Source organism: Paenibacillus sp. 7523-1 (assembly GCF_002276415.1).
GTDB classification, from domain to species: Bacteria; Bacillota; Bacilli; order Paenibacillales; family Paenibacillaceae; genus Paenibacillus; species Paenibacillus illinoisensis_A.
Genome location: NZ_NPBR01000013.1, coordinates 390,159 through 411,568, shown reverse-complemented (window position 1 = coordinate 411,568; position 21,410 = coordinate 390,159). Strand labels below are relative to the sequence as shown.

The following is a 21,410-nucleotide window of genomic DNA, read 5'->3' as shown; positions in this document are numbered from 1 at the left end:
AGTGATGGAGGAATAAATGAGATGAGTTCACAGTATAAAAACGCACATGAAAGTCCAGGACACCTGCTGTGGCAGGTTACAACGATGTGGCAGAAGGAAGTGCGCAGGGTGCTTGATCCCTTGGGATTAACCCCGCCGCAATTTGTACTTCTGCATGGCTGCTTATGGCTGAATGAGAGAGATACGGAAGGGAAAGGCGTAACGCAGGTTCAGCTTGCGCATTTTGCCAACGTGGATGTGAATGTGACCTCTCAGGTTCTTCGAGCGCTTGAAAAGCGGGGGTTGATCCATCGCAGTCGCCATCAGACCGATACCCGTGCGAACATTATTGCTACAACGCCGGAAGGCACAGAACTGGCCAATCGGGGAATTCAGCTTGTTGAAGAGGCTGACAGACAATTCTTTGACCTGGTAAGCGATCATAAGGAAGAGTATATGGACATTATGCGGAAGCTTATCAAAAATAAATCGGAATAGTTGCTCTAGGGCATCCCACAATTTATTGAACTCATAGATGATATACCCATCGAAGCAACGTAAGATGAGTTGGCACCTGGCCTTCTCTACATACAGATATTGAAAACCTCCCAGACCATGAGCCGGGAGGTTTTTTAATAGCTTCTATTCGAGCCGGTACGAGGCGAACGGCTCGCCATGACGGAACGATTCACTAAGTTGATCAAGCTCCGTAATCATGTCCGGTGTAAGCTTCAGATTCAAGCTGTCCAGGTTGTGCTCCAGCTGCTCGGTACGCGTGGCACCAACGATAACGGTAGAAACAGCTGGACGAGCCAGCAACCAGGCAAGCGACAGAACACTTGGAGAGCAGCCGTATTCTGCTGCTTTCTCGCTTACCTGCTCTCCTAGTCTGACATTGTGCTCGAGCAGGAATCGGTTGAAGGATGGATCTGTATCCGCTCGGGAGCCCGAAGGAATACCCGCTTGTCCGTTATATTTGCCAGTCAAAATGCCACCCGCAAGTGGGAAGTAGGGGATGATTCCGACACCTTGATCAAGACACATTGGGACAAGTTCCAGCTCTGGTGTGCGGTCTGCCAGGGAGTAGCTGGTTTGAGTGGAAATATAGCGCACATGACCTTTCATTTCACTGATGCCGAGAGCCTTCATGAGTTCCCAGGCCGCATAGTTCGAGGCCCCGATATAGCGAACTTTACCGGAGGACACCATATCGTCCAGCGTTCGCAAGGTTTCCTCCAGCGGAGTGTGCGGATCAAACGTGTGGATCTGATACAGATCCACGTAGTCCGTCTGCAGACGCCGGAGGCTCTGTTCCAGTTCTTGCTGCAAATGATAGCGGGAGGAACCCCGCCCATGCGGACCATCATGCCGGGGAAGTCCGGCCTTGGTTGCAAGCACAGCGTTTTCCCTACGACCCTGGAGGGCCTGTCCAATAATCCGTTCCGATTCGGTTCCGGCGTAGATGTTGGCGGTATCGATAAAGTTGATTCCCTGATCCAGTGCTGCATGAATAATGCGGGTTGAAGCCGCGTCATCTGCACGTTTACCAAAAGCATTCGTGCCGAGCCCAAGTGCGGATACACGCAAGCCGCTGTTGCCCAAACGTCGATATTCCATTCATCATCGCTCCTTCTGTGTCAGTTCTTGTATAGCAGATTATAACGTAATCTATTGAAAACGTGTTATTAATATAGTTAAATGATTCTAAGAACCCGTTATTAAAGGAGATATGATGGAAAACAGTGCTGCACATTTAACCCGCCGGAAGCCGAAGAAACCGAAGAAGAGATGGAAGAAACCTCTAATCATTACCCTAAGCGTGCTGATCGTGCTGGGAGGACTCGGATATGTCTACCAAAAACAACTTGTACTGCTGGCATTTAACCTATTTGCCTCAGGTACGGTGAAGGAAGCGCTTGATGATTCCTTTAAGCCGGTTGGAGATCAGAATGCAGAAGTCCCTGTGGTACAACACACTGACCCATTCTCGCTACTGCTGCTGGGGATTGATCAACGGGATAATGAACCAAGCCGTTCGGATACGATCATCTATTCCGTCGTGCGTCCGGAAGACAATAAAGTGCTGCTGCTGTCCATTCCGCGAGACTCCTATACCGAGATTGTCGGGCGGGATGTGAAATCGAAGATTAATTCAGCCTATGCCCATGGCGAAGCCAAGATGGCTATGGATACGGTGGAGAATCTGCTGGGGAACAAGGTGGACTTCTATGCCGCGATTAATTTTAACGGACTCAAGGATATTGTCGATGCGGTTGGCGGCGTTGAACTGCCGATCAAGAAAAATATCGAGAACAAGCTCAAGAGTCATGAGAAGCTGTTTGTGGAAGCAAACAAACCCATATATAGCGGCGAAGAAGCGCTTGGCTATGTCAGATACCGGGAGGACTCCGATTTTAACCGGACGATGCGCCACCGGATTTTCCTGAGCGCGTTCATGAATCGTGCATTGGAGGTCAAAAATCTGACCAAGATCCCGGACGTCATCAAGATTGCCGGATCGAACTTTACAACCAACATGAGCTCGGATTTCATCGTGAACTTTGCCGAGTCGTTATATATGAAAGACAGCGCACCAACAATCAGCAACTATATGCTGAAGGGTGAAGGCGCAACCCGCAGTGGAACTTGGTATTATGATCTATCGGAGGATGATCTGCAGCATGTACGGACCATGCTCAGCAATTGGCTGGACCCGGATGCCACCGAAATCATCGAACCCGAAGCTGCAGATGGGGAAGAGAAAGATGCCGCATAAAGCGTATATCAAGTAGTCTTATTTTAAATGGTGTAACCCCGAGAAGCGAGCTTGCTTCCCGGGTTTTTTGCTGTGCATTTATTGCAACCCATCACAATCTATAGGATCATTTCATGGCATATGTATAGTAAAATATAGGTAAACACATCAACATCAACCAATGGAGGAGCCTTATGAAGGACTTCAAAGACCGACTTCGCCAGGTCCAGGAACATCAAAGGCAGCTGGTGAAAGACTACAACACGCTGCTTCAGGACTATCAGTCCGATGACCTGATTGTGCAGAATGAACAGCTTCGTGAGCAGGTGGATGCACACGAGCTGAAGCTGCGTCAGATCGAGGCACGTGCACGCAAGATGGAGGAGGAGAATGCCCGGCTTCGGATGGCGTTGTCCGAACAGATGCTGGATGAGAAGCTGAACCTTATTCGCGTATCTCAGAAGAAAATGGAGACATATTTTCGCGGAAAAACAGGGGTACATAATGACCGGTTGGAAGCTCACGAACATCGTACCAAAATAAACATGAACGCTCTATTCAATAAGGCTTCGGAGGAGCTTCAGGAAGATGCGATGGAGTTCAAGGAGAGGATTGCTTATCTAGCTGCAGAGGTGAAGGAACGCATCGAACGGCATAGACAAACGCTGCAGGAACGGGAAGAAGCAGTTCGTCAGCAGATGCAGCTTGGCTATGAGCATATGGCGGAGGAAGGATTGAGTGAAGAAACCATTCAGCGCCGGATTCGTCAGAACCGGATGGAGATGAAGATCGGGCTAAGCTGGATCAACAAGGTCGCCATCCTGCTTATTATTCTTGGCGTTGGTGCAGCGTTCCAGTATTCGTATTCCACGTGGTTCAATGATGAGATGAAGGGCGGTGCATTCTTCCTGCTCGGCATGCTGATGCTTGCCGGAGGGGAGTGGCTGTTTCAGCGGAAACGTCAGACGTTTGCGATGGGATTGCTTGGAGGCGGAATCTCGGTACTGTTTGGCTCTATTTTCTACAGTTATTTTCTGCTCCATATTATCGGTCTATATACGGGTCTTGGACTTTCTGTCCTTGTATCGGCGGTGTCCGTCCTGCTATCGCTAAGATATCAGTCGAGGACGATCTGCTCGCTTGGTCTGGTGGGCGGTTATCTGCCCCTGTTCTCGTACATGGCCTATTTTGGTCTCAGCGGGAACTCCGTGTATGTTGCCATGGTCTATTTGCTGCTTCTTAATGGCATTATTGTACTTATATCCTTCGGCAAACGTTGGCCGATCGTGCATTATATCAGTTTTCTGTTTAATACACCGTCCATGTTAATCCTCTTGTGGCTATCGCCGAACAACATTGTGGGCATGATGTATTCGGTTGCTACGTTTGCATTATATCTGGGAATTACACTCGCGTATCCATTCAAACATCGGGTCAAGCTGACCTGGTGGGATTTCGCTCTGCTGGCCATGAATACGAGCATCAGCTGTCTGATGCTGTATGTACTCTTTGACGCAGAAGGCTGGGAGGATGCGCAGGGATTGCTGGCGCTTGTATTCTCGCTAGTGTATGTTGGACTCGCCGGGTGGGTACAGCGCAATATGGTTCAGGAGAAACAAACCATACTACTGTTCTATATCACATCCTTAACCTTTGCCATTCTGATGATTCCGTTCCAGTTTGGGGCGAAGTGGCTGTCCATGGGGTGGCTAATTGAGGGGATTTTGCTTGTTATCCTAGGTCACCTGAAACAGTTCAGGTCGGTAGAACGTGCGGGCTGGGGCGTTGTGCTCCTGTGCGTGTTCACTTTCGTATATTATGATGTGCTGGTGCTGTACATGGTGGGAGAGCAATCCTATTTTATGCTGAAATACTCCTGCATTACCCTGGGTGCGCTTTTGATTACATCGTATTATGCCATGGTTGGCAGCGGGAAAGGGATATGGTCCAAAACCAAAATTCATCATAGTGTGCTGGAGCTTGGCGCGCTGAACATATTCAAGTACGTTACCCTCGGCAACCTATGGATATATGTTCTGTACGAGTCTAATGAACTCTATACCCGAGCGGTTGATGAGACCTTCCTGCTCTACTTGTTCTACAAATGGCTGATGTTTGCTGCATTAACCATGGCACTGGCGTATGGCTTAAGCCGAGCTAAGTTATTTCATGACCAGATGGTGAAGTACTACACAACCTTTCTGCATGCAGCAGGCTGCTGTATTGCACTTGCAGTGACGTTGTCCATGCCGGCACTCGATCCGGGAGCGGAGCAGCATACGGCTGCGGAGATTGTGGGACTGCTGGTTCTGATTATCTTTAATATTGGCGTGTTTTTCGCTGGAAGAGACTTGCTGATTGCGGGCATACGCGGACAGTTCAAGAGTGTGGAGTGGTACCCGGTCATTGCGGGAATCTACCTGCTGGGTGTCATCACGGTCTTCCTGACGGTGCAGTTCCAATGGGGAGACATCGGTCTGATGTTCAGCTTGATGTATCTGCTGCTTGCGATTCTCTATATTGCGTACGGATTCCGTAGAAGGTACGTCATGATTCGTCGTCTCGGACTCGGTCTGACCTTGTTCTCCACAGGGAAAATGGTGTTCTACGATGTCGGTTTGCTGACAACGGGCAGCAAAATCATCGCCTACTTTAGCTTCGGTGTGTTATTGCTGGGCATTTCCTATCTGTATCAGAAGGTATCCAGTCGGATGGAGGAAGTTCAGGCCAAGAAGACCCCACAGGTGGAAGAATCGGATCGGTCTGAGTAAGTTAAGTGCTTTTTAAAATATGAACAATCGTCAGATCACATTTTCAATGGTACATTTTTCTAAGCAAAGCAAACAGGCCTCTTCCCGCTGTGATGTCAGCGTGTAAGGGGCTTCTTCGTGTGAACTTATGCAATTATGCGGGCAGGGAGTTATGTTCTGTCCAAGCGGTGATTATGACATTGGTGAAACGTTTATGACATGGATCGCGTTATAATAGAGTAAGCTCACGGCTGTGTGTTCAGATGTAGCCATGATGTTTCAGATGCGGGTGTGCCGTTCAATAATTCGCTCCGTTCGTCCGTTTGGCGTGATAGCACAGTAAGTGTGATGGACAGAGCAAAGGCGAGCAGTACGTATATGAAAATGTTCTTTTTGTTCATGATGATAACCCTCTCTTGTTGATTAGGCTGGATGTAAGACCGTTATGAGAAAAAAAGCACAACGTCTGGTATAGTAGAGAAACGAATACATCATTGCCTGTATACACTATATAAATAGCCAGGGATGCAAACAATGGAACAAATCTGATGAAGTTATCATTATTCATGAAACGTATAGAGCTAGAGTGAAAATCGAAGGTGGGAGATGAACATGCGGGAGACGGCAAAAATCGTCATTCGTACACCTGGGCAGGAGAGCGACGGTTCATTTGCTTACGTAAGCCAGGGACGCTCCATCACGGTGGGACGTTATACGGGCGGCGGTGAATCGGACTTGTCCGTGTATAATCAGTTGATATCGAAGCGGCACTGCCGCATTCATTATGATGCACAGCGTCAGCTGTGGGTGGAGGATCTGGATAGCAAAAATGGCACCGAATTGAACGGACAGCGGCTCGTTCCCTATGAGAAATACCCGTTTGCCGAAGGAGACATTCTGACCATGGTCAATGGTTTGATCCAGCTTCGGACGGAGGGTGATCTCGAAGAAACACGCGAATACCGTATATCCGATCTGCTGGGTGAGGGAGTCCGGGTGCATGATCATCTGCAGACTGTACAGATTGGCGAGGTGGAAATTCCGCTGTCGAAGAAGGAGTTCCAGCTGTTCAAGCTGCTGTACAGTCAATTGGATCATTTTGTGACGAGAGAGCAGATCATTAGCCAGGTATGGCCTGAACGAAGCATGCTGGAGAGCGATTCGGTAGGAATCGATGAGATCAACTCGCTGATCTATCGGACCAATCGCAAGTTGGGTGTCCATTTTACGATCAAATCCGTTTACAAAAAGGGTGTATACATGAAGTCACATGTGCCTGGTGTTATGGGCGGCATGATGTAACCAGTCTGTATGAACAAAGGGATGAGGCCATATTGATCATTCAATTCATTCCATGGCTGATTGCCGTGGTGACGCTAATCGCCGTAATATCGATTGTGCTGGTCAGCTGGAAAAATGGAATCTCGCCCATGCCCACATCCAGAATGGTCCGGCAGGTGGTCATTCAGGAAGTTAATCGCATTCCGGGTTATGGGGATATCATTGAGACAGGTTCCGGCTGGGGGACGCTGGGCGTGGACATCATCCGTCATTGTCCGGGCAAGCGTGTTACGGGCATTGAGAATTCGGTCATTCCCTTCTGGTTCTCTCAAGTCATGTCCAGCATGATGATTGGATTCAGGAAAGCCAAGGGCGAGCGGAATTCAATGAAGGGACGGCTGCGGTTCATACGCGGCGATATCTACAAGAGCTCCTATGAACACGCAGACGGTGTGGTCTGTTACCTATTTCCTGGTGCCATGACCCGGCTCGTGGACAAGTTTAGCGGGGAGCTTCCACCGGGGGCACGGGTTATCAGTGTATGTTTCGCACTTCCGGGCAAAGTTCCTCTCCGAACGATTACGTGCAAGGATGCTTTGCGTACGAAGGTTTATGTTTACACATTTTGAAGAGAACGAAAGAAGGCGCCGAACCCACACTTCTACAGTGAGTTCGGCGCCTTCTATTGTTATTCTGAACAGGCGATTTGTTTTATACCGCTCCGTTCCGTGCATCATTACTTATTTTGCGGAGTTTTCGGAGTCTGTCGCGTTGGTACTTGTGCTGTCTGTCGTTGTACCGGACTCTGTTCTGTTTCGTCCGCCTCCGAAACCACCTTGGCCACGGCCTCCACCAGGACCACCCATGCCGGTATTTGCAGTAGTTACACCAGATTCATTCACCCAGGTAACGTTGCTAGTGGATTGAAATGCAACCACTTTGGTGCCGCCACTGTACGTACCGTCTGTGTATAGGCCATCTGTGGCTGTACCAGACGATGTTCCGCCGGAGTAGATCTCATAAGAGCCGTCTTCTTTCAGGTCTGGAGAGCTGATGACAACGGATTGATAATCTTTTGCCGGAGCAAAGGTCAGGATGTTGTTGCCATCGCTATCTTGTACGTGAACCAGGGTTCCTGCTTTTTGCGTTTCAGGGAATGTCATCACAATGGTGTTTTGAGTGGAGGAATCCGATGTACCTTGTGCCATGCCGGAACTGCCGGCTGCGACCAGATAGCCACCGCTCATCTCGAATGTACCGTCATAATCCAGTGGTCCGTTGCCATTATCGGTTGGTCCGTTCACAATCACGGTTCCGCCGGTCATGTAGATGGAACCATTGGAGTCAAGTCCATCGCCACCTGCATTGACGGTAAGGGATCCACCGTTAATGTGAAGCTCACTGTTTCCAGCGGATTCACCCGGCATACCGCCTGGAGCGCCACCTTGTGGGCGAGTATTGCCACTAGCGTCTGTGCTTTGATCTGCTTGATCCGTATCTGTAGTTGTTGATGTTGTTCCCGTCGTCTCGGTTACAGAGATATTGGAAGCGGCAGTTGTGTCTGCTGCTTGAGTGCTGTCTTCTCCTGTCGTTGCCTCAGCATCCGCAGTTGTTGCAGTGATGTCACCCGAAGCATTGACGCCATCATCTGAAGAAGTTACGTCCACATCACCATCATTCAGTGTAATGGATGCTCCTTCAAGCCCTTCATAGCTCTTCGCAATGACAATTGTTCCACCGTTAATGGTCAGCGCCAGATCGGCATGAATGCCGTCATCGCCGGATTCTAGTGAGATCTTGCCGTCATTAATCGTTACATTGCTGTTGCTGTGCAGGGAATCATCCATGGAATCAATGGTGTACGTACCGCCGTTAACGGTAAGATCTGTCCCTGCTTTAAGTGCTTTGGCACTTGTTGATTCTGTTTCTGTTGTAGTTGTCGTCGCAGCATCTGCATCTGAAGCAGTAGTCGATGCCTTATCAGCAGAACTTGCCGGTGCTGTACCTGCTGCATTAGTTCCATCCGCAGCTGGCATATCAGCAGGCGGTTCACCATCTGGTGGAGTACCCATGTCTGTTGGAGGTGTTCCACCACCCCAGCCACCGCCACCGCCGCCGAATGGTCCCTCTTCTGCTTTGGCTGGTGCATTGGCGCTGCCGCCGCCAGTTACGATGTTAAAGGTTCCGCCATCAGCAACGAGCGCAGTCTCAGCCTGAATACCATCGTTACCACTTTGGATATCGAATGTACCACCGGCAATGGCTACAAAACCTTTTTCGGCATCAGTATCGTTGGTCGATTTCATACCGTCGCCTTCAGCATCAACTGTAATGGTACCTTCTTGGACAGCAAGCATATCCTTACCTTTGATGCCGTCATCTGCTGCTTTGACGTTAATAGTACCACTTACAATGATGAGATCATCTTTACTTGTGATCCCTTCGTTGTAGTTACCTGTTACGTTGAGTTTACCTGTGCCGTTAAACGTCAGATCTGCTTTACTGAAGATGGCTGCATCAGGCTCATCCGTTGCATCATCAGCGTATACGTAGGTTGTACCATCCGAAACGGCATTTTCCGTTCCTTCTTGCAGGGTAATCACAGCTTTGCCAGCTTCCTTAATATAGATGGCCGCACTGTCGTTATCGTGAATGGTTGCCCCATTCAGCACGAGGTGAACGGTTCCTTTATCGGTTACATTAACTACAATCTGCCCGTCTGTCAGTTCCCCGCTAAGCACATACGTACCTGCCTCGGAGATGGTTACCGAGCCGTTCGCCGCTTTGGCTCCGGAGCCGGTAACGGTTGCTGTCTTGCCGCTCAGTTTAATGGTTGTAGAGTCGGTTTCACTCCAGCTTACATTGGTATCGTCTGCATCAAGGGAGACCAGATCCGCATATTTGACGGAGGTCTGCTCACTAACGGAGACCGTTTTGGTTGTGCCTGTTGTTGACGTTGCGGCGTTGGCGGTTGAGTTGGTTGCTGCCGGAGCACTGCATGCTGCAAGCATTGCGGTAATCATCGCTACGGACCATAACTTGCTGCCTGTAATCCATTTTTTATTCATCATGTATCGTTCCTTTCGATTATAAAATGTCTCGAATTAATATTCTGGCGTAGGTGCCATGTTGAGGGAGATATCCAGGTTCCCGTTACGTGTGCGAACGGCATCAAGGAATTCCTTCTGATTGACGTGTTGGCCAAGGTGAACCAGATAGACCAGTTCGTACAAGCTGCCAAGTTCGGTTGTTCTCACTTTGTTCAACTGATACTCGACATTGAATTTTTTGAATACTTCATCAAAGGCTTCTTCATAGCTCAGGTTTTCAGGAATGGTGACCTTGAGCAATTTTTGTTGGCTCTTTTTGGCTCCGAATTTGAAATGGCTCAGAACAAACATCAGTACGCACAAGATGATGGTGAACATTACCGCGTATCCAAATGCGCCGACGCCGCAGGCAAGACCGGAAGCCATGGTGAACAAGACGTACGAAATATCCTTGGGATCACCAGGAGCACTTCGGAAACGGATGATCGAGAAGGCGCCGGCCAAGCTGAAGGCGCGGGCCACGTTGCTGCCGATCAGCAGGATGATGATCGCAACAATGACGGGCAGGACAACCATGGTTAATGTGAAGCTCTGTGAATATGTGTTTGCATTGGTTTTCATGTATGTGAGACTGATAATTGCACCCATAAGGATGGCTAGGCCAATCGTGATCACGGCGCTGCTGAATGTCAGCGTTGTGTCGGTTAGAGCAGAACTGAAAATGGAATCAAGCATATACTACACTCTCTCTTTCTATGATCGTTTGATTTGGTTTCATGGCAGGATCGAAGTCGGTACCCGGAACGAGGATTCGTTCGCCCTGGTAGTTCAGGTTCGTCGTTCTGACGAGGCGTTTGAATTCGTTGCCGTATTTGGAAAAGCCTACACGGTACAAGCCGTGTTCAGACAATAGCTGGGATAGCCAGAACGGAACGGTTTTTTCCGCCTTGACCTCCATCAGCCAGCGACCGTCCTCCACCAGTGGTTCGCCGTAGTCGCCCTGTTCCAGCTTCAGATCGTATCTGCGGCTGCGGATATTGGTGTCAAAGGTGATGCGGAGATCGCGGCTGTTCTTATCGAACAATGCTTTGCGTTCATAGGCCAGATACACTTTCGGTTCCAGGTTGTATAAGCGAAGGAAGTATTCGATCTCATCAACAACCTGCTTGTTCATGTAGTCTGCCAGCTCAGGCGTCTGTCCCGTACGAACGAATTCGTAAGCCTCATCCAGCATCAAGGCCGTTCTTCTTTTGTTCACCAGGCCAAACACTTTCTTTTTGATCTCCAGATACACCTTGGCATTTTCTTCAGGTACCCCGTAAGCCCGCAATCTCAGCTTCTCTTTGTATTTGGGCTTGGAGAGGCTTGCGCGGATAAGGGAATCCTGCGGAGTATCGAAGTACAGGTTGCTGATGGAGTAGAACTCGTGTTTCTTGTTGTATGCGTCCAGCTCCATGTACTTCAGCAGATCACGGTAGAAACGTTCATATTGCTCATCGGTCAGAAGATACTTGCTCTCATATCGGTTGAATACTTCAATCGCCATTTAAGATTCATTCCTTTCATCCATGGGTTGTATGTTTTGTTTCATCGTGTATCACTTCCATGTCTGTATCTTAGAGCGCCAACCTTGAATGAATCTTAAATGATTTTACATTCCGTTGATCTTTTTTTACCTTCCTATAATAGTTCTCGTAAAATAAATGAATTAAGATTGATTCAAGGTTCCGCAGGTAGAATGATTGATATAATAAAAGAAAGTGGCGACGAACAATTCAAGGCAGAGGAATGAATAGATCATGAGAATTTTAATTGCGGAAGATGAGGTTCATTTGGCAGAGGCCGTATCCCAGATATTGAAGAAAAACAATTACTCGGTGGACATGGTCCACGACGGCAGATCAGGACTCGATTATGCGTTAAGCGGTATATACGATCTGCTTCTGCTCGACATCATGATGCCGGAGATGGATGGAATCAGCGTGCTGAGGAAGCTGCGCAGTGAGGGAAACCACACGCCTGTCATCCTGTTGACTGCCAAGGGTGAGCTATCGGACAAAGTAACCGGACTCGATTATGGGGCGGACGACTATATTGCGAAGCCGTTTGCGACAGAAGAACTGCTGGCCCGGATTCGGGCAGCCCTTAGAAGGAAGGGCGAAGTTGTACCCGAGGATGGGTTGAAGTTTGGCGATATTGAATTGAATACAACGCAGTTGAAGCTGGCTGTGCAGGGCAAGGAGATTAAGCTTAATCTGAAAGAGAACGAGCTGCTGGAGCTGCTGATCACACGCAAACAGGCCATCACATCCAAGGAGCAGATTATCGAGAAGCTGTGGGGGTTCGATTCTGAAGTGGAGTATAACAATGTGGAGGTGTACATCTCGTTTTTGCGCAAGAAGTTGACCTTCCTGAACTCCAAGGTCCGCATCAATACTATCCGGGGTGTAGGTTATGTACTTGAGGTGACGGCCTAATGTTTAAAAGACTTCGAAACCGGTTTTTGGTCGTCAATCTGGTATCGATCTCCATCATGATGCTGGTTGCTTTTGCGACGATCTATATCATTACTTACCAGAATGTGCAGCGGGAAACCAATATGGAGTTATTCAAGGTATCGGATTTCTATCACAGCCCATATAATTCGTCCAAGATGCCGCGTGGGGACGATGCTATCACAGGTAATCTGCCAACGGACGTGCAGCAGAACGGCCCCGGCGGAGATCCCAATTCTCCACCAGGGCGTTCCGTCTCGTTCATGGTGAAGACGGATAATGAATGGAACATTACGGATTCGCAATCCAGATTCAGCATGGAGGAACCATTTTATGCAGAGGCACTGGAGAAGGTGGACAAGGCTGATTATGCAGAGCGTAAGACCGGACAATTTGCGCTAAATGGAACGAACTGGGCGTACGTCATTGATCCGAGCAGCGATGGGCATATGGTTGTATTCATTGATGTAACTGCCCAGCAGGGCATTCTTACGAATCTGATCTATACCTTCACCATCGTAGGCCTGTTCATGTTGATAGTCATTTACTTCCTGAGCCGTTACTTTGCCAATCGTTCCATTGCTCCGGTCAAGGAAGCGTTCGATAAACAGAAACAGTTCATCGCGGATGCCTCCCATGAGCTGAAGACACCTCTGGCCATCATTAATACCAACACCGACGTGCTGCTTGCCAACCGGGAGGATACCATTGATAATCAGTCCAAATGGCTGCATTATATCAAGTCGGAGACAGAGCGCATGTCCAGGTTAACGAGTGATCTGTTATATCTGACCGAGATCGACGATTCACGTTCCACGATGATCCACTCCAAGTTTGATATGAGCGATGCGGTAGAGACCATTATTTTGACGATGGAAGCTGTTATTTTTGAGAAAAATGTATCTCTCGACTACAGCATTGAGCCGGAGCTCATGGTCCATGGCAATAGTGAACAGATCAAGCAGGTCATTCTGATTCTGCTGGATAACGCCGTGAAGTATTCCAAAGCCAAAGGCGCGGTCAATGTTTCACTGAAGAAACATAATCATGAGGTGGTACTAGCCGTCTCCAATACAGGGGAAGGTATTGCACCGGAGCATTTGGAACGTATCTTCGATCGGTTCTATCGTACGGATGCATCCAGAGCACGTAAGCATGGTGGACATGGTCTCGGTCTGGCGATTGCCAAATCCATCGTGGACCAGCACAAAGGTCAGATCTATGCTCGTAGTGTAGTAGGAGAGGGAGCAACGTTCTACGTTCGTCTAACTTAGTTCTGAATAAGGCATGTCTGTTATGGGTTAACCTATGCTACAATGGCAACAGTATGAATGAACCAAGGAGCTGAACTGAACGTGACGGAAGCGAATTCGATTAACGAGCAGGAAATGATGCAATATATTGCGGACAAAACCAAAGCGAGCCAGGCGAATATTTTGCTTGTGCTGAAGCATGAGCAAGCCTACATCAACAAAGCGCATGAAAATGCCAAGGGCGAAGTGGACATTGACGGCGATGATCTGGCTGACTATATCCTGAGCCGCAAAGATGTGAAGCTCGATGAATTGACAGTAGAAGGCATTCTGGATGCCGAAATGGACTATCTCATGGAAAAAGGCCACGCGGGATACGTGGACTAAGATCATTGAATTATTTTAGGTGCTATCCACATCGTAAACAATGTAACCAAAAAAGACCCCAACCTCCACGTAACGGTGGATGTTGAGGTCTTCTTTTATTTCCTGTGAAGGGGTCTTAATGGATAACCCGATCGTTTTGGTAAAACATTGGTACAGCTTATTATTGACCCATCATGCCGCCATCAACAGTGTAGAGGGATGCTGTTACATAAGAAGCTTCTTCAGACAAGAGGAAGTTCATTACGGCTGCAACTTCTTCCGGTTCGCCATAACGTCCCATTGGAATGCTGGCTACAGTAGCATCTTGATAGTTTTCCACGTCACCGGAGTTTGCTTCGATTTGACGCATCATGCGAGTGTTAATCGTTCCTGGTAATACCGCGTTTACCCGGATATTGTAAGGAGCAAGTTCATTTGCTGCGGTACGAGTGAGACCAACTACGGCATGTTTGGACATAATATATGGAGATACGGCTGGAGCACCCATCAGACCTGCAAGGGAAGATGTATTCAGGATCGCACCGGATTTTTGTTTTTTCATTACTGGAATGACATTTTGCAGACCAAGGAATACGCCACGAACGTTAACGTTATATACTGTATCCAGTGCTTCCACGCTGAGATCTTCGATCAGGCCAGTAGGACCTTCGATACCTGCGTTATTGGCGAAGTAGTCGATTCTGCCAAAAGCATCGAGTGCTTTTTGAACATAATTTTTCACGTCTGCTTCTTGGGATACGTTTGCTTTAACCGCAATCACATGCTCTTTGTCGAGGTTCAGTTCAGTGATTGTTTTTTGAATGGCTTCTTCGTTGAGATCCACCAGAACCAGATTGATTTTACGTTCAGCCAGTCTGCGTGCCAATTCTTTACCAATGCCTCCGGCAGCTCCTGTAATTACTGCTGTATGTGTATAAGTACTCATGATATATTCGCTCCTTATTTATTATTGGCAGGTTTTTCTTTAAAAAAAGTTTCAACCTGTCGTCTATCTTTCCTGTCTCAATGTTAAGATATACATAACGGTGTGACAATAATCATTGACAGCGTATATGTCTGGTATCGGACACAGATGTAAGCGGTGTTCATTTAGGTTACAATAATGGACAGAGGAGGCGAAAATGTTGATTATCGAACATCCCCAGGACCGGAGAGCACGAAGAACGCAGGATGCCATTATCGCTGCGACGGTTTCATTAATATTGGAAAAGGGAGTCGACGCCGTCACCATTCGTGACATTACAGAGCGTGCAGATTACAATCGGGGCACTTTTTATTTGCATTTTCCTGGCAAGCCGGAACTGCTTGATTTCATTCTGGAGGATTTCATGCAGGGAGTGGGCCAAGCCTATGCCAAACCGTATGCTGAATTAAAGGAAGTGGATATGACCGGATTACTTCCTTCGACGATGCCGGTATTTGAATATATCGAAGCTCATCAGGATGTCTTCCGTGCCTTGATCACCATGCATGGCGATATGGCCTTAAGACTGTGCAATATGTTCCGGACTTACTTGACCGAGGATTTCGTGCTGGTAACTGAAGATAGTGAGTACACAATCAATTACGATATTATGCTGAGCTACCTGATCTCTGCGACGGTGGGTGTCATCATGCACTGGGCAGAGATTGGATTCAAATATTCTGCGCATTATATGGGGGAGCAGCTGACGGCATTAATAAACATCAAACCGACCCGTCTGCTGATAGAACCAGGACAGAAGGGTCGGACCATTCACGAACGTATGCTGTTGGATTAAGAAAATGAAAGCGGGCAGCTATCCCGTCATAGAGGTGTCCGCTGCTTGCTGGAGCTGAATCAATTGTTCGCGTACGAGAACGGCTTCGCCAATAATGATTAGCGCGGGATTGGTCACCTTTTCCGAAAGGGAAAGAGCGTGAAGCTGGCCCAGTGTGCCAGTAATGATTCGTTCGTTCGCGGTGGTTCCGCGTTCAATCAAGGCTGCTGGTGTACTACTGCTTTTGCCGGATTGCAGCAATTCACGTTGAATGAGTGGCAATTGGCTAATACCCATGTAGATTATCAGCGTGTCAACACTATGGGCGAGCAGATCCCAGCGAACGGAAGATACACGGCCATCACTCCCTGTTCCTGTGACACATGCGAAGGTCGAAGCCACTCCCCGATGGGTTAGCGGAATCAGGGATGAAGCGGACGTACCCACAGCAGAAGTGATGCCAGGAATGATCTCAAAAGGAATTCCGGCTTCAGCCAGCACGAGTGCTTCTTCACCGCCGCGACCGAAGATGAATGGGTCACCGCCTTTGAGCCGAACCACCTGTTTGCCTTCTGCAGCGTGAGCAACCAGTAACCGACCAATCATCTCCTGACTCATGGAATGCAGCCCAGGGGCCTTCCCACAATAGATTCGGAGAGCTGCTTCAGGAGCTTCGGCAAGCAAGTCATCATTCACCAGTCGGTCATACAGCAGTACATCTGCCGCTTGAATGCGTCTCAGAGCTTTCACCGTAATGAGTTCCGGATCTCCAGGTCCAGCGCCAACGATACTTACCAGGCCCCGGCTCATGATCGTGTCCCCAGTTTGGACGCAGACTCTGCATTTGCCAATCCTGAACGACCGCCATGGATGGTTGCAAGTTTGGATGCCATCGGGATGGGGTTTCCCCAGCGATGTGCAGCGTACAGCCCTAACCCGGTAAATATGGCACCACCAATGAAATTACCAAGCAGCACCGGAATTTGATTCCACAGCCACCAGTCGGCAATACTGACATCAGCACCCAGCATTATGCCCGCGGGGATGACAAACATATTTACAACAGCGTGTTCGAATCCTTGAGCAAAAAATATCGTAATCGGCAGCCACATGGCCACGATTTTACCGAGTGTGGAGGTGGACGTCATCGCCATGACCGCACCTAGTGTCACCATCCAGTTACATAAAATAGCCTTAATGATGACCAAAACAATACCTGCGCCGCCCAGATGCTGATATCCGAGCGTCTTGGCTTCGCTGGTCTGAATCAGCGTTTGAATGAGGGGACTGCTCATATCGGTTCCCATCTTCGTTAGCGTGAGTTCATATAACAGAGCGTAGAACAGGCATCCCAGTATATGGCCTGCAATTACCCAGAAGTAATTACGCAGCATATCCATCAGTGTGACTCTGCGTTTCATAACCGCGAGGGGAATCATGGCGAAGCTGCCTGTCACCAGCTCAAGTCCGAGCAGAATAATGATCACGAACCCTGCAGGGAAGATCAGTGCACCTGCCAAACCAACGGAAGTTTGAGATACAGCGGTATATGCCAGCGTTGTTGCAAAAGCGAGAATTGCACCGGCCAGAAAGCCACGGATTACCATCTGCACCCGGTTCATTCTGGCTTTATTCTCGCCTGCGTCCACCATCGATTGCAGGACTTCTGCCGGTTTAACAAAATCCATCGTGCACGCCTCCCTGATTCATGATGTCAGGCATATCTTCTGGTTAAAGACTAACCTGCAATGGTAATGTAGATCTCACCGCTGTGATCATCGACCTCGGTTTTATATGTGTTCAGACATCCATCGTCCGGCTCATGTACCTTGCCACTGCGAAGGTCGATTTTCCAGTCATGCAGCGGGCAGTGGACAGCCGTTCCGCACACCATGCCTTCTGACAGTCTGCCGCCCTTGTGAGGGCAGCGATTCTCTACGGCATGCAGCGTTCCATCACTCAATTTGAAGACGGCAATCTCGGTATCCAAGACCGTAAACGTCCGAGCTCCCTTTTCATCAATATCTGCCAGATGTCCAATTCGCAATCGATTCATCGCTGATCCTCCTCTTCTAGTGGGCTGCCGGCTGGGTGCCAGCGAGTGGGGTGAAGTTTTTACGCAATTTTTCGTCTTCAATAATTTCCTTCCATGGATCAACCGTACGGCCCAGTGTCAGTTCAAGCCGTTCGACCAGAGCCAGACGCTCTTCACGGTCCTCGAGTGCCTTCTTCACATGGTCCAGACCTACACGTTCAATCCAGGCTGCCGTTCTCTCATTCCAGCGTGCGTTTTCTCTATAATATTGAAGATAAGCATAAGTCCACTCTTCGACTTCGGCATCGGTTTTCACGGTGCATAGTAATTCTGCTGCGCGCACCTTGACCCCGCCGTTACCGCCAACGTGCAGTTCCCATGCACCGTCAATCGCGACAACCCCCAGATCCTTAATGGTGGCTTCCGCACAGTTCCGCGGGCATCCAGAGACTGCAAGCTTTACTTTGGCTGGAGCAACCATTTTGTCGAGTTTCTTCTCCAGACGAATGCCCATCTCAATGGAATCCTGAGTTCCGAAGCGACAGAAGGTGTTGCCGACACATGTTTTCACCGTGCGAAGCGCCTTCCCGTAGCCAAATCCGGAAGGCATATCGAGTTCTTCCCAGATCTTCGGCAAGTTTTCCTTTTGTACACCGAGCAGGTCAAGTCGCTGTCCGCCTGTAAATTTCACCATCGGTACATCATATTTCTCGGCAACGGTTGCGATCTTGATCAGTTCTGCCGGGGAAGTGACACCTCCGTAAATTCGGGGAATGACCGAATAGGTTCCGTCTTTTTGAATATTGGCGTGGTAGCGTTCGTTCGTGAACTTGGATACCCGCTCATCTTCGTACTCAGCTGGCCAGATCATGCCAAGGTAGTAGTTAAGGGACGGACGACATTTGGAGCAGCCTTCCGGTTCGTTCCATCCAAGCACATTCATGACTTCCTTGACGGTTTTCAGCCCCATCTCTTTGACCTGGGCAACGATCTCATCGCGGTCGTAGGAGGTACAGCCGCAGATGCCTTCCTTGACCTGTTCCAAGGCAGCATCCCCTGCATAATGGACGAGCAGCGATTCAACAATGGGCTTGCATCCCCCGCAGGAAGCAGAAGCTTTGGTACAGGACTTGATGGCACCAAGTGTGTTACATCCTTTGTTCAGAACTGCATCTCCAATGGCAGCTTTGGTGACACCGTTACAACCGCAGACAATTTCATCGTCTGGCATAGCAGCCATCCGCTCGGCTACCGATGGGCCGGACCCTGAACCGCTGGCGGATACCCCGAGCAAAATTTCCTTTTCACGTCCACTGATATTCTCTCCGCTTTTAATGAGGGAAAAGAGGGAGGCACCGTCTGAGGTATCTCCGAACAGTACAGCTCCGATAAGCTGTCCGTCCTTCATAACCATCTTTTTGTAAACCCCGTCTACGTCATCCTGTATACGAATGCTGCGGGTATCAGCCGCATCCTTGAATTGGCCTGCAGAGAATACATCCACGCCGGATACCTTCAGCTTGGTGGACGTCACAGACCCTTCATATCCTTCGGTTGCTGCACCTGCCAGGCGTTTGGCCAGAACCATGCCCTGTTCATACAGCGGGGCTACCAATCCATATGCGATGCCGCGGTGCTCTGCACATTCACCGACTGCCGAAATGCCAGGAATACTGGTGTTCATGTAATCATCCACGATGACGCCGCGGTTCACGTTCAGGCCTGCCTGACGGGCCAGTTCAACCTGAGGGCGAATGCCGACAGCCATAACAACCAGATCGGTCTCGAGCACCGTCTGATCCGTGAAGCGCAGTGATTTTACCCGATGTTTGCCCGTGATTTCTTCTGTATGTTTGTTAAGAAGAAACTTCATGCCCTGTTCCTCAAGCTCCCGTTGAAGCATCAGCCCTGCAGGCAGATCCAGATTCCGGTCCATCAGATGTCCGTTAATATGAATAACGGTGACATCCATTCCCAGATTAAGCAGCCCGCGTGCGGCCTCCAGCCCAAGCAGTCCACCACCGATTACAGCCGCTTTGCGATACTTTTGCGATGCTGCCATCATCGTCTCACAGTCCTTGATATCACGGAAACCGATGACACCTTCCTTGTCTGCTCCAGGTAACGGCAGAATGAATGCCTGCGATCCGGTTGCCAGAATCAGCTCGTCATATGAAGCGCGGACACCAGCCTGGGACACCACTTCCTTGCGCTCGGCATCGATGCGAATCACGGGATCTCCTGGGTACACCCGAATGCCGTTATCCTCGTACCAGCTCCATTCGTTGATTACGATATCTTCAATGCTCGTGCCGCCTGCAAGTACAGAGGAGAGCATGATGCGATTGTAGTTGGGGTGCGGCTCAGCACCAAAAACCGTAATTTCATAAGCATGCGGAGCGAGTTTAAGAATATGTTCAATTGTACGAATACCTGCCATACCATTGCCGACCAGCACCAGTTTTTTCGTTGTACTCATTGTGATTAGCCCCCTTGGTTCCATTCTGCGAACTGCCTCGCTTTTCGTTCAGGAAAAATAGAAAAAGCCTGTCATGCCTCGGAGGACTGCGCATATGCATACGCATGCCATGGATCCGAGATTGCAAAACAGGCTTCATTGCCGTTTCAACCAGCTACGCCGTTGTAACTGTGATCGTTTAAATATGGAGTTGTTATGGCCTAACTATAAAAGATCCTTCCTTCCATGTCAATATAGTTAACACAAAAAAGTATTTGAAATTTGAAGTTAATTATGTTTACATGTGTGTAATGGAAACAAGATCTGAACGAGGAACGAACAGCGTGTATCGCAACGTGCAAGCTAACAGCCGCAGCGGTTACAGGGAAGAAGAGGCATACAACCCTCGGCAATAACAAGAGACGGAGTTAGAAAAGAACCCTTTTTATAATTATTGAAATTAGCCCAATAGGTTACCGACATGCCTAATCAGTTTCAAACATGTATATTTTCAACTTAAGATATTGTTAGGTTATATAACATATTATCTTGATGAACCATTTTAGGTGTTTAAGCTAACCATTCTGCCTATGCATTAGGGAGGGATTGATCCATCATGCGATCATTATTGGTCATCCGTGTAGAACCAACGATAGCGGCCTCATCCGATGCAATCCCTCTAACTCCTGAGAGATTGCTGGGGGCAAACGGGTACCATGTGCAGGTGACAGACAGTGAGACGGAGGCCCTGAAGCTGGCAGCTGAAGCAGAGGCATCCATCCTGCATCTGTCGCTGGCCGATGTGGAATATTGGGTACGCTGCCTGGGAAAGGGGAAGGCGAACACCCCATTGATATGGTGGTGTGCACCGGATACAGCCTCTTCCTCAGTAGAATCCTGCGAGGTAGAAACGTCATTGGATGGAATACTGACCCCATCCATGATTGGGCCTGAAATTCACTGGACGCTGCACTTTGCAGCCAAGCGTTATATGGAACGCAAGCAGTGGGAGCAGGAACGGAAACAGCTGCAATCCCGGCTGGAGGATCGAAAGTGGATTGATATGGCGAAGGCTATCTTATGTGATCTGAAGCAGATCTCCGAGTCGGAAGCTTATGACCTGTTACGCAAGAGAGCCATGGATGAACGTAAACGGATGGTGGATGTTGCTACGGCAATCGTTAAGGCGCATCAACTGCTCCAGTCGTAATTGAAAGGAGGATGCATC

Annotated in this window: 20 protein-coding genes; 10 read left to right on the top strand and 10 right to left on the bottom strand. The window is 48.9% G+C overall.

What is annotated here, in order from left to right; translation table 11 throughout:
• Positions 1–21 precede the first annotated feature (21 nt).
• Entirely contained in the window at positions 22–477 is a 456-nt protein-coding gene (locus tag CHH60_RS16915) for a MarR family winged helix-turn-helix transcriptional regulator (protein ID WP_095360216.1), read from the top strand.
• A 144-nt stretch (positions 478–621) separates the two neighbouring features.
• Here the strand turns inward: CHH60_RS16915 and CHH60_RS16910 are convergent, their stop codons facing one another.
• Positions 622–1,596 carry an aldo/keto reductase gene (locus CHH60_RS16910; protein ID WP_095360215.1) on the bottom strand — a complete coding sequence of 325 codons (975 nt, stop codon included), beginning with the start codon at positions 1,594–1,596 and terminating at the stop codon, positions 622–624.
• A gap of 112 nt (positions 1,597–1,708) precedes the next feature.
• Here CHH60_RS16910 and CHH60_RS16905 point away from each other — a divergent pair, with 112 nt between their 5' ends.
• Entirely contained in the window at positions 1,709–2,755 is a 1,047-nt protein-coding gene (locus tag CHH60_RS16905; protein ID WP_369680185.1) for an LCP family protein, read from the top strand.
• A 173-nt stretch (positions 2,756–2,928) separates the two neighbouring features.
• The gene (locus tag CHH60_RS16900) at positions 2,929–5,505 is read left to right on the top strand and encodes a DUF2339 domain-containing protein (RefSeq protein WP_095360213.1); all 2,577 of its coding nucleotides are present in this window, start codon (positions 2,929–2,931) and stop codon (positions 5,503–5,505) included.
• A gap of 224 nt (positions 5,506–5,729) precedes the next feature.
• Here CHH60_RS16900 and CHH60_RS29825 read toward each other — a convergent pair whose 3' ends face one another.
• A complete protein-coding gene (locus CHH60_RS29825; protein ID WP_176476095.1) occupies positions 5,730–5,885 on the bottom strand; it encodes a hypothetical protein in 156 nt (51 codons plus the stop codon).
• A 211-nt stretch (positions 5,886–6,096) separates the two neighbouring features.
• On the opposite strand from CHH60_RS29825, the gene CHH60_RS16895 reads away from it, so the two are divergent.
• On the top strand, positions 6,097–6,786 hold the full coding sequence (locus CHH60_RS16895; RefSeq protein WP_095360212.1) for an FHA domain-containing protein: 690 nt from the start codon (positions 6,097–6,099) through the stop codon (positions 6,784–6,786).
• Positions 6,787–6,818: 32 nt separating this feature from the next.
• Positions 6,819–7,394, top strand: a complete 576-nt coding sequence (locus tag CHH60_RS16890; RefSeq protein WP_255247965.1) for a class I SAM-dependent methyltransferase — start codon at positions 6,819–6,821, stop codon at positions 7,392–7,394.
• A gap of 111 nt (positions 7,395–7,505) precedes the next feature.
• Here CHH60_RS16890 and CHH60_RS16885 read toward each other — a convergent pair whose 3' ends face one another.
• Genes CHH60_RS16885 through CHH60_RS16875 form a run of 3 tightly spaced genes read right to left on the bottom strand, consistent with a single transcriptional unit; the run spans position 7,506 to position 11,361 of the window.
• Complete coding sequence (locus tag CHH60_RS16885) at positions 7,506–9,833, bottom strand: carbohydrate-binding domain-containing protein (protein WP_095360210.1); 2,328 nt, start codon at positions 9,831–9,833, stop codon at positions 7,506–7,508.
• 36 nt (positions 9,834–9,869) lie between these two features.
• Entirely contained in the window at positions 9,870–10,550 is a 681-nt protein-coding gene (locus CHH60_RS16880) for a DUF4956 domain-containing protein (protein ID WP_095360209.1), read from the bottom strand.
• On the bottom strand, positions 10,543–11,361 hold the full coding sequence (locus CHH60_RS16875) for a polyphosphate polymerase domain-containing protein (RefSeq protein WP_095360208.1): 819 nt from the start codon (positions 11,359–11,361) through the stop codon (positions 10,543–10,545). The genes CHH60_RS16880 and CHH60_RS16875 overlap by 8 nt, the downstream gene beginning before the upstream one ends.
• 253 nt (positions 11,362–11,614) lie before the next feature.
• On the opposite strand from CHH60_RS16875, the gene CHH60_RS16870 reads away from it, so the two are divergent.
• The 3 genes from CHH60_RS16870 (at position 11,615) to CHH60_RS16860 (ending at position 13,950) form a co-directional block, all read left to right on the top strand.
• Positions 11,615–12,292 (top strand): response regulator transcription factor, encoded by a 678-nt coding sequence (locus CHH60_RS16870; protein ID WP_095360207.1) that lies wholly within the window; start codon positions 11,615–11,617, stop codon positions 12,290–12,292.
• Positions 12,292–13,584: a sensor histidine kinase gene (locus CHH60_RS16865; RefSeq protein WP_095360206.1), complete on the top strand. Its 1,293-nt coding sequence runs from the start codon at positions 12,292–12,294 to the stop codon at positions 13,582–13,584. Before CHH60_RS16870 ends, CHH60_RS16865 begins: the two co-directional genes overlap by 1 nt.
• 81 nt (positions 13,585–13,665) lie before the next feature.
• Positions 13,666–13,950, top strand: a complete 285-nt coding sequence (locus CHH60_RS16860) for a hypothetical protein (RefSeq protein WP_426642959.1) — start codon at positions 13,666–13,668, stop codon at positions 13,948–13,950.
• Between the two features lie 160 nt (positions 13,951–14,110).
• On the opposite strand, the gene CHH60_RS16855 is transcribed toward CHH60_RS16860, so the two are convergent.
• Entirely contained in the window at positions 14,111–14,875 is a 765-nt protein-coding gene (locus CHH60_RS16855) for an SDR family NAD(P)-dependent oxidoreductase (RefSeq protein ID WP_095360204.1), read from the bottom strand.
• A gap of 199 nt (positions 14,876–15,074) precedes the next feature.
• Here CHH60_RS16855 and CHH60_RS16850 point away from each other — a divergent pair, with 199 nt between their 5' ends.
• Positions 15,075–15,710, top strand: a complete 636-nt coding sequence (locus CHH60_RS16850; RefSeq protein ID WP_176476094.1) for a TetR/AcrR family transcriptional regulator — start codon at positions 15,075–15,077, stop codon at positions 15,708–15,710.
• Positions 15,711–15,728: 18 nt separating this feature from the next.
• Here the strand turns inward: CHH60_RS16850 and cobA are convergent, their stop codons facing one another.
• The 4 genes from cobA to nirB are packed head-to-tail and all read right to left on the bottom strand — an operon-like array spanning position 15,729 to position 20,203.
• Positions 15,729–16,499: a uroporphyrinogen-III C-methyltransferase gene (cobA, locus tag CHH60_RS16845; protein WP_095360202.1), complete on the bottom strand. Its 771-nt coding sequence runs from the start codon at positions 16,497–16,499 to the stop codon at positions 15,729–15,731.
• A complete protein-coding gene (locus tag CHH60_RS16840) occupies positions 16,496–17,377 on the bottom strand; it encodes a formate/nitrite transporter family protein (protein WP_095360201.1) in 882 nt (293 codons plus the stop codon). Before CHH60_RS16840 ends, cobA begins: the two co-directional genes overlap by 4 nt.
• 50 nt (positions 17,378–17,427) lie before the next feature.
• Positions 17,428–17,745 carry a nitrite reductase small subunit NirD gene (gene nirD / locus CHH60_RS16835; protein ID WP_095360200.1) on the bottom strand — a complete coding sequence of 106 codons (318 nt, stop codon included), beginning with the start codon at positions 17,743–17,745 and terminating at the stop codon, positions 17,428–17,430.
• Between the two features lie 16 nt (positions 17,746–17,761).
• Positions 17,762–20,203: a nitrite reductase large subunit NirB gene (gene nirB, locus CHH60_RS16830; protein ID WP_095360199.1), complete on the bottom strand. Its 2,442-nt coding sequence runs from the start codon at positions 20,201–20,203 to the stop codon at positions 17,762–17,764.
• A gap of 595 nt (positions 20,204–20,798) precedes the next feature.
• On the opposite strand from nirB, the gene CHH60_RS16825 reads away from it, so the two are divergent.
• On the top strand, positions 20,799–21,392 hold the full coding sequence (locus CHH60_RS16825) for an ANTAR domain-containing response regulator (RefSeq protein WP_095360198.1): 594 nt from the start codon (positions 20,799–20,801) through the stop codon (positions 21,390–21,392).
• The last annotated feature ends 18 nt before the right edge of the window (positions 21,393–21,410 follow it).

Excerpts from the sequence above, each read along its gene's own strand:
- CHH60_RS16915 (WP_095360216.1), top strand. The coding sequence starts at position 22 with ATGAGTTCACAGTATAAAAACGCACATGAAAGTCCAGGACACCTGCTG.
- CHH60_RS16910 (WP_095360215.1), bottom strand. The coding sequence starts at position 1,596 with ATGGAATATCGACGTTTGGGCAACAGCGGCTTGCGTGTATCCGCACTT.
- CHH60_RS16905 (WP_369680185.1), top strand. The coding sequence starts at position 1,709 with ATGATGGAAAACAGTGCTGCACATTTAACCCGCCGGAAGCCGAAGAAA.
- CHH60_RS16900 (WP_095360213.1), top strand. The coding sequence starts at position 2,929 with ATGAAGGACTTCAAAGACCGACTTCGCCAGGTCCAGGAACATCAAAGG.
- CHH60_RS29825 (WP_176476095.1), bottom strand. The coding sequence starts at position 5,885 with ATGAACAAAAAGAACATTTTCATATACGTACTGCTCGCCTTTGCTCTG.
- CHH60_RS16895 (WP_095360212.1), top strand. The coding sequence starts at position 6,097 with ATGCGGGAGACGGCAAAAATCGTCATTCGTACACCTGGGCAGGAGAGC.
- CHH60_RS16885 (WP_095360210.1), bottom strand. The coding sequence starts at position 9,833 with ATGAATAAAAAATGGATTACAGGCAGCAAGTTATGGTCCGTAGCGATG.
- CHH60_RS16880 (WP_095360209.1), bottom strand. The coding sequence starts at position 10,550 with ATGCTTGATTCCATTTTCAGTTCTGCTCTAACCGACACAACGCTGACA.
- CHH60_RS16875 (WP_095360208.1), bottom strand. The coding sequence starts at position 11,361 with ATGGCGATTGAAGTATTCAACCGATATGAGAGCAAGTATCTTCTGACC.
- CHH60_RS16870 (WP_095360207.1), top strand. The coding sequence starts at position 11,615 with ATGAGAATTTTAATTGCGGAAGATGAGGTTCATTTGGCAGAGGCCGTA.
- CHH60_RS16865 (WP_095360206.1), top strand. The coding sequence starts at position 12,292 with ATGTTTAAAAGACTTCGAAACCGGTTTTTGGTCGTCAATCTGGTATCG.
- CHH60_RS16855 (WP_095360204.1), bottom strand. The coding sequence starts at position 14,875 with ATGAGTACTTATACACATACAGCAGTAATTACAGGAGCTGCCGGAGGC.
- cobA (WP_095360202.1), bottom strand. The coding sequence starts at position 16,499 with ATGAGCCGGGGCCTGGTAAGTATCGTTGGCGCTGGACCTGGAGATCCG.
- CHH60_RS16840 (WP_095360201.1), bottom strand. The coding sequence starts at position 17,377 with ATGGATTTTGTTAAACCGGCAGAAGTCCTGCAATCGATGGTGGACGCA.
- nirD (WP_095360200.1), bottom strand. The coding sequence starts at position 17,745 with ATGAATCGATTGCGAATTGGACATCTGGCAGATATTGATGAAAAGGGA.
- nirB (WP_095360199.1), bottom strand. The coding sequence starts at position 20,203 with ATGAGTACAACGAAAAAACTGGTGCTGGTCGGCAATGGTATGGCAGGT.
- CHH60_RS16825 (WP_095360198.1), top strand. The coding sequence starts at position 20,799 with ATGCGATCATTATTGGTCATCCGTGTAGAACCAACGATAGCGGCCTCA.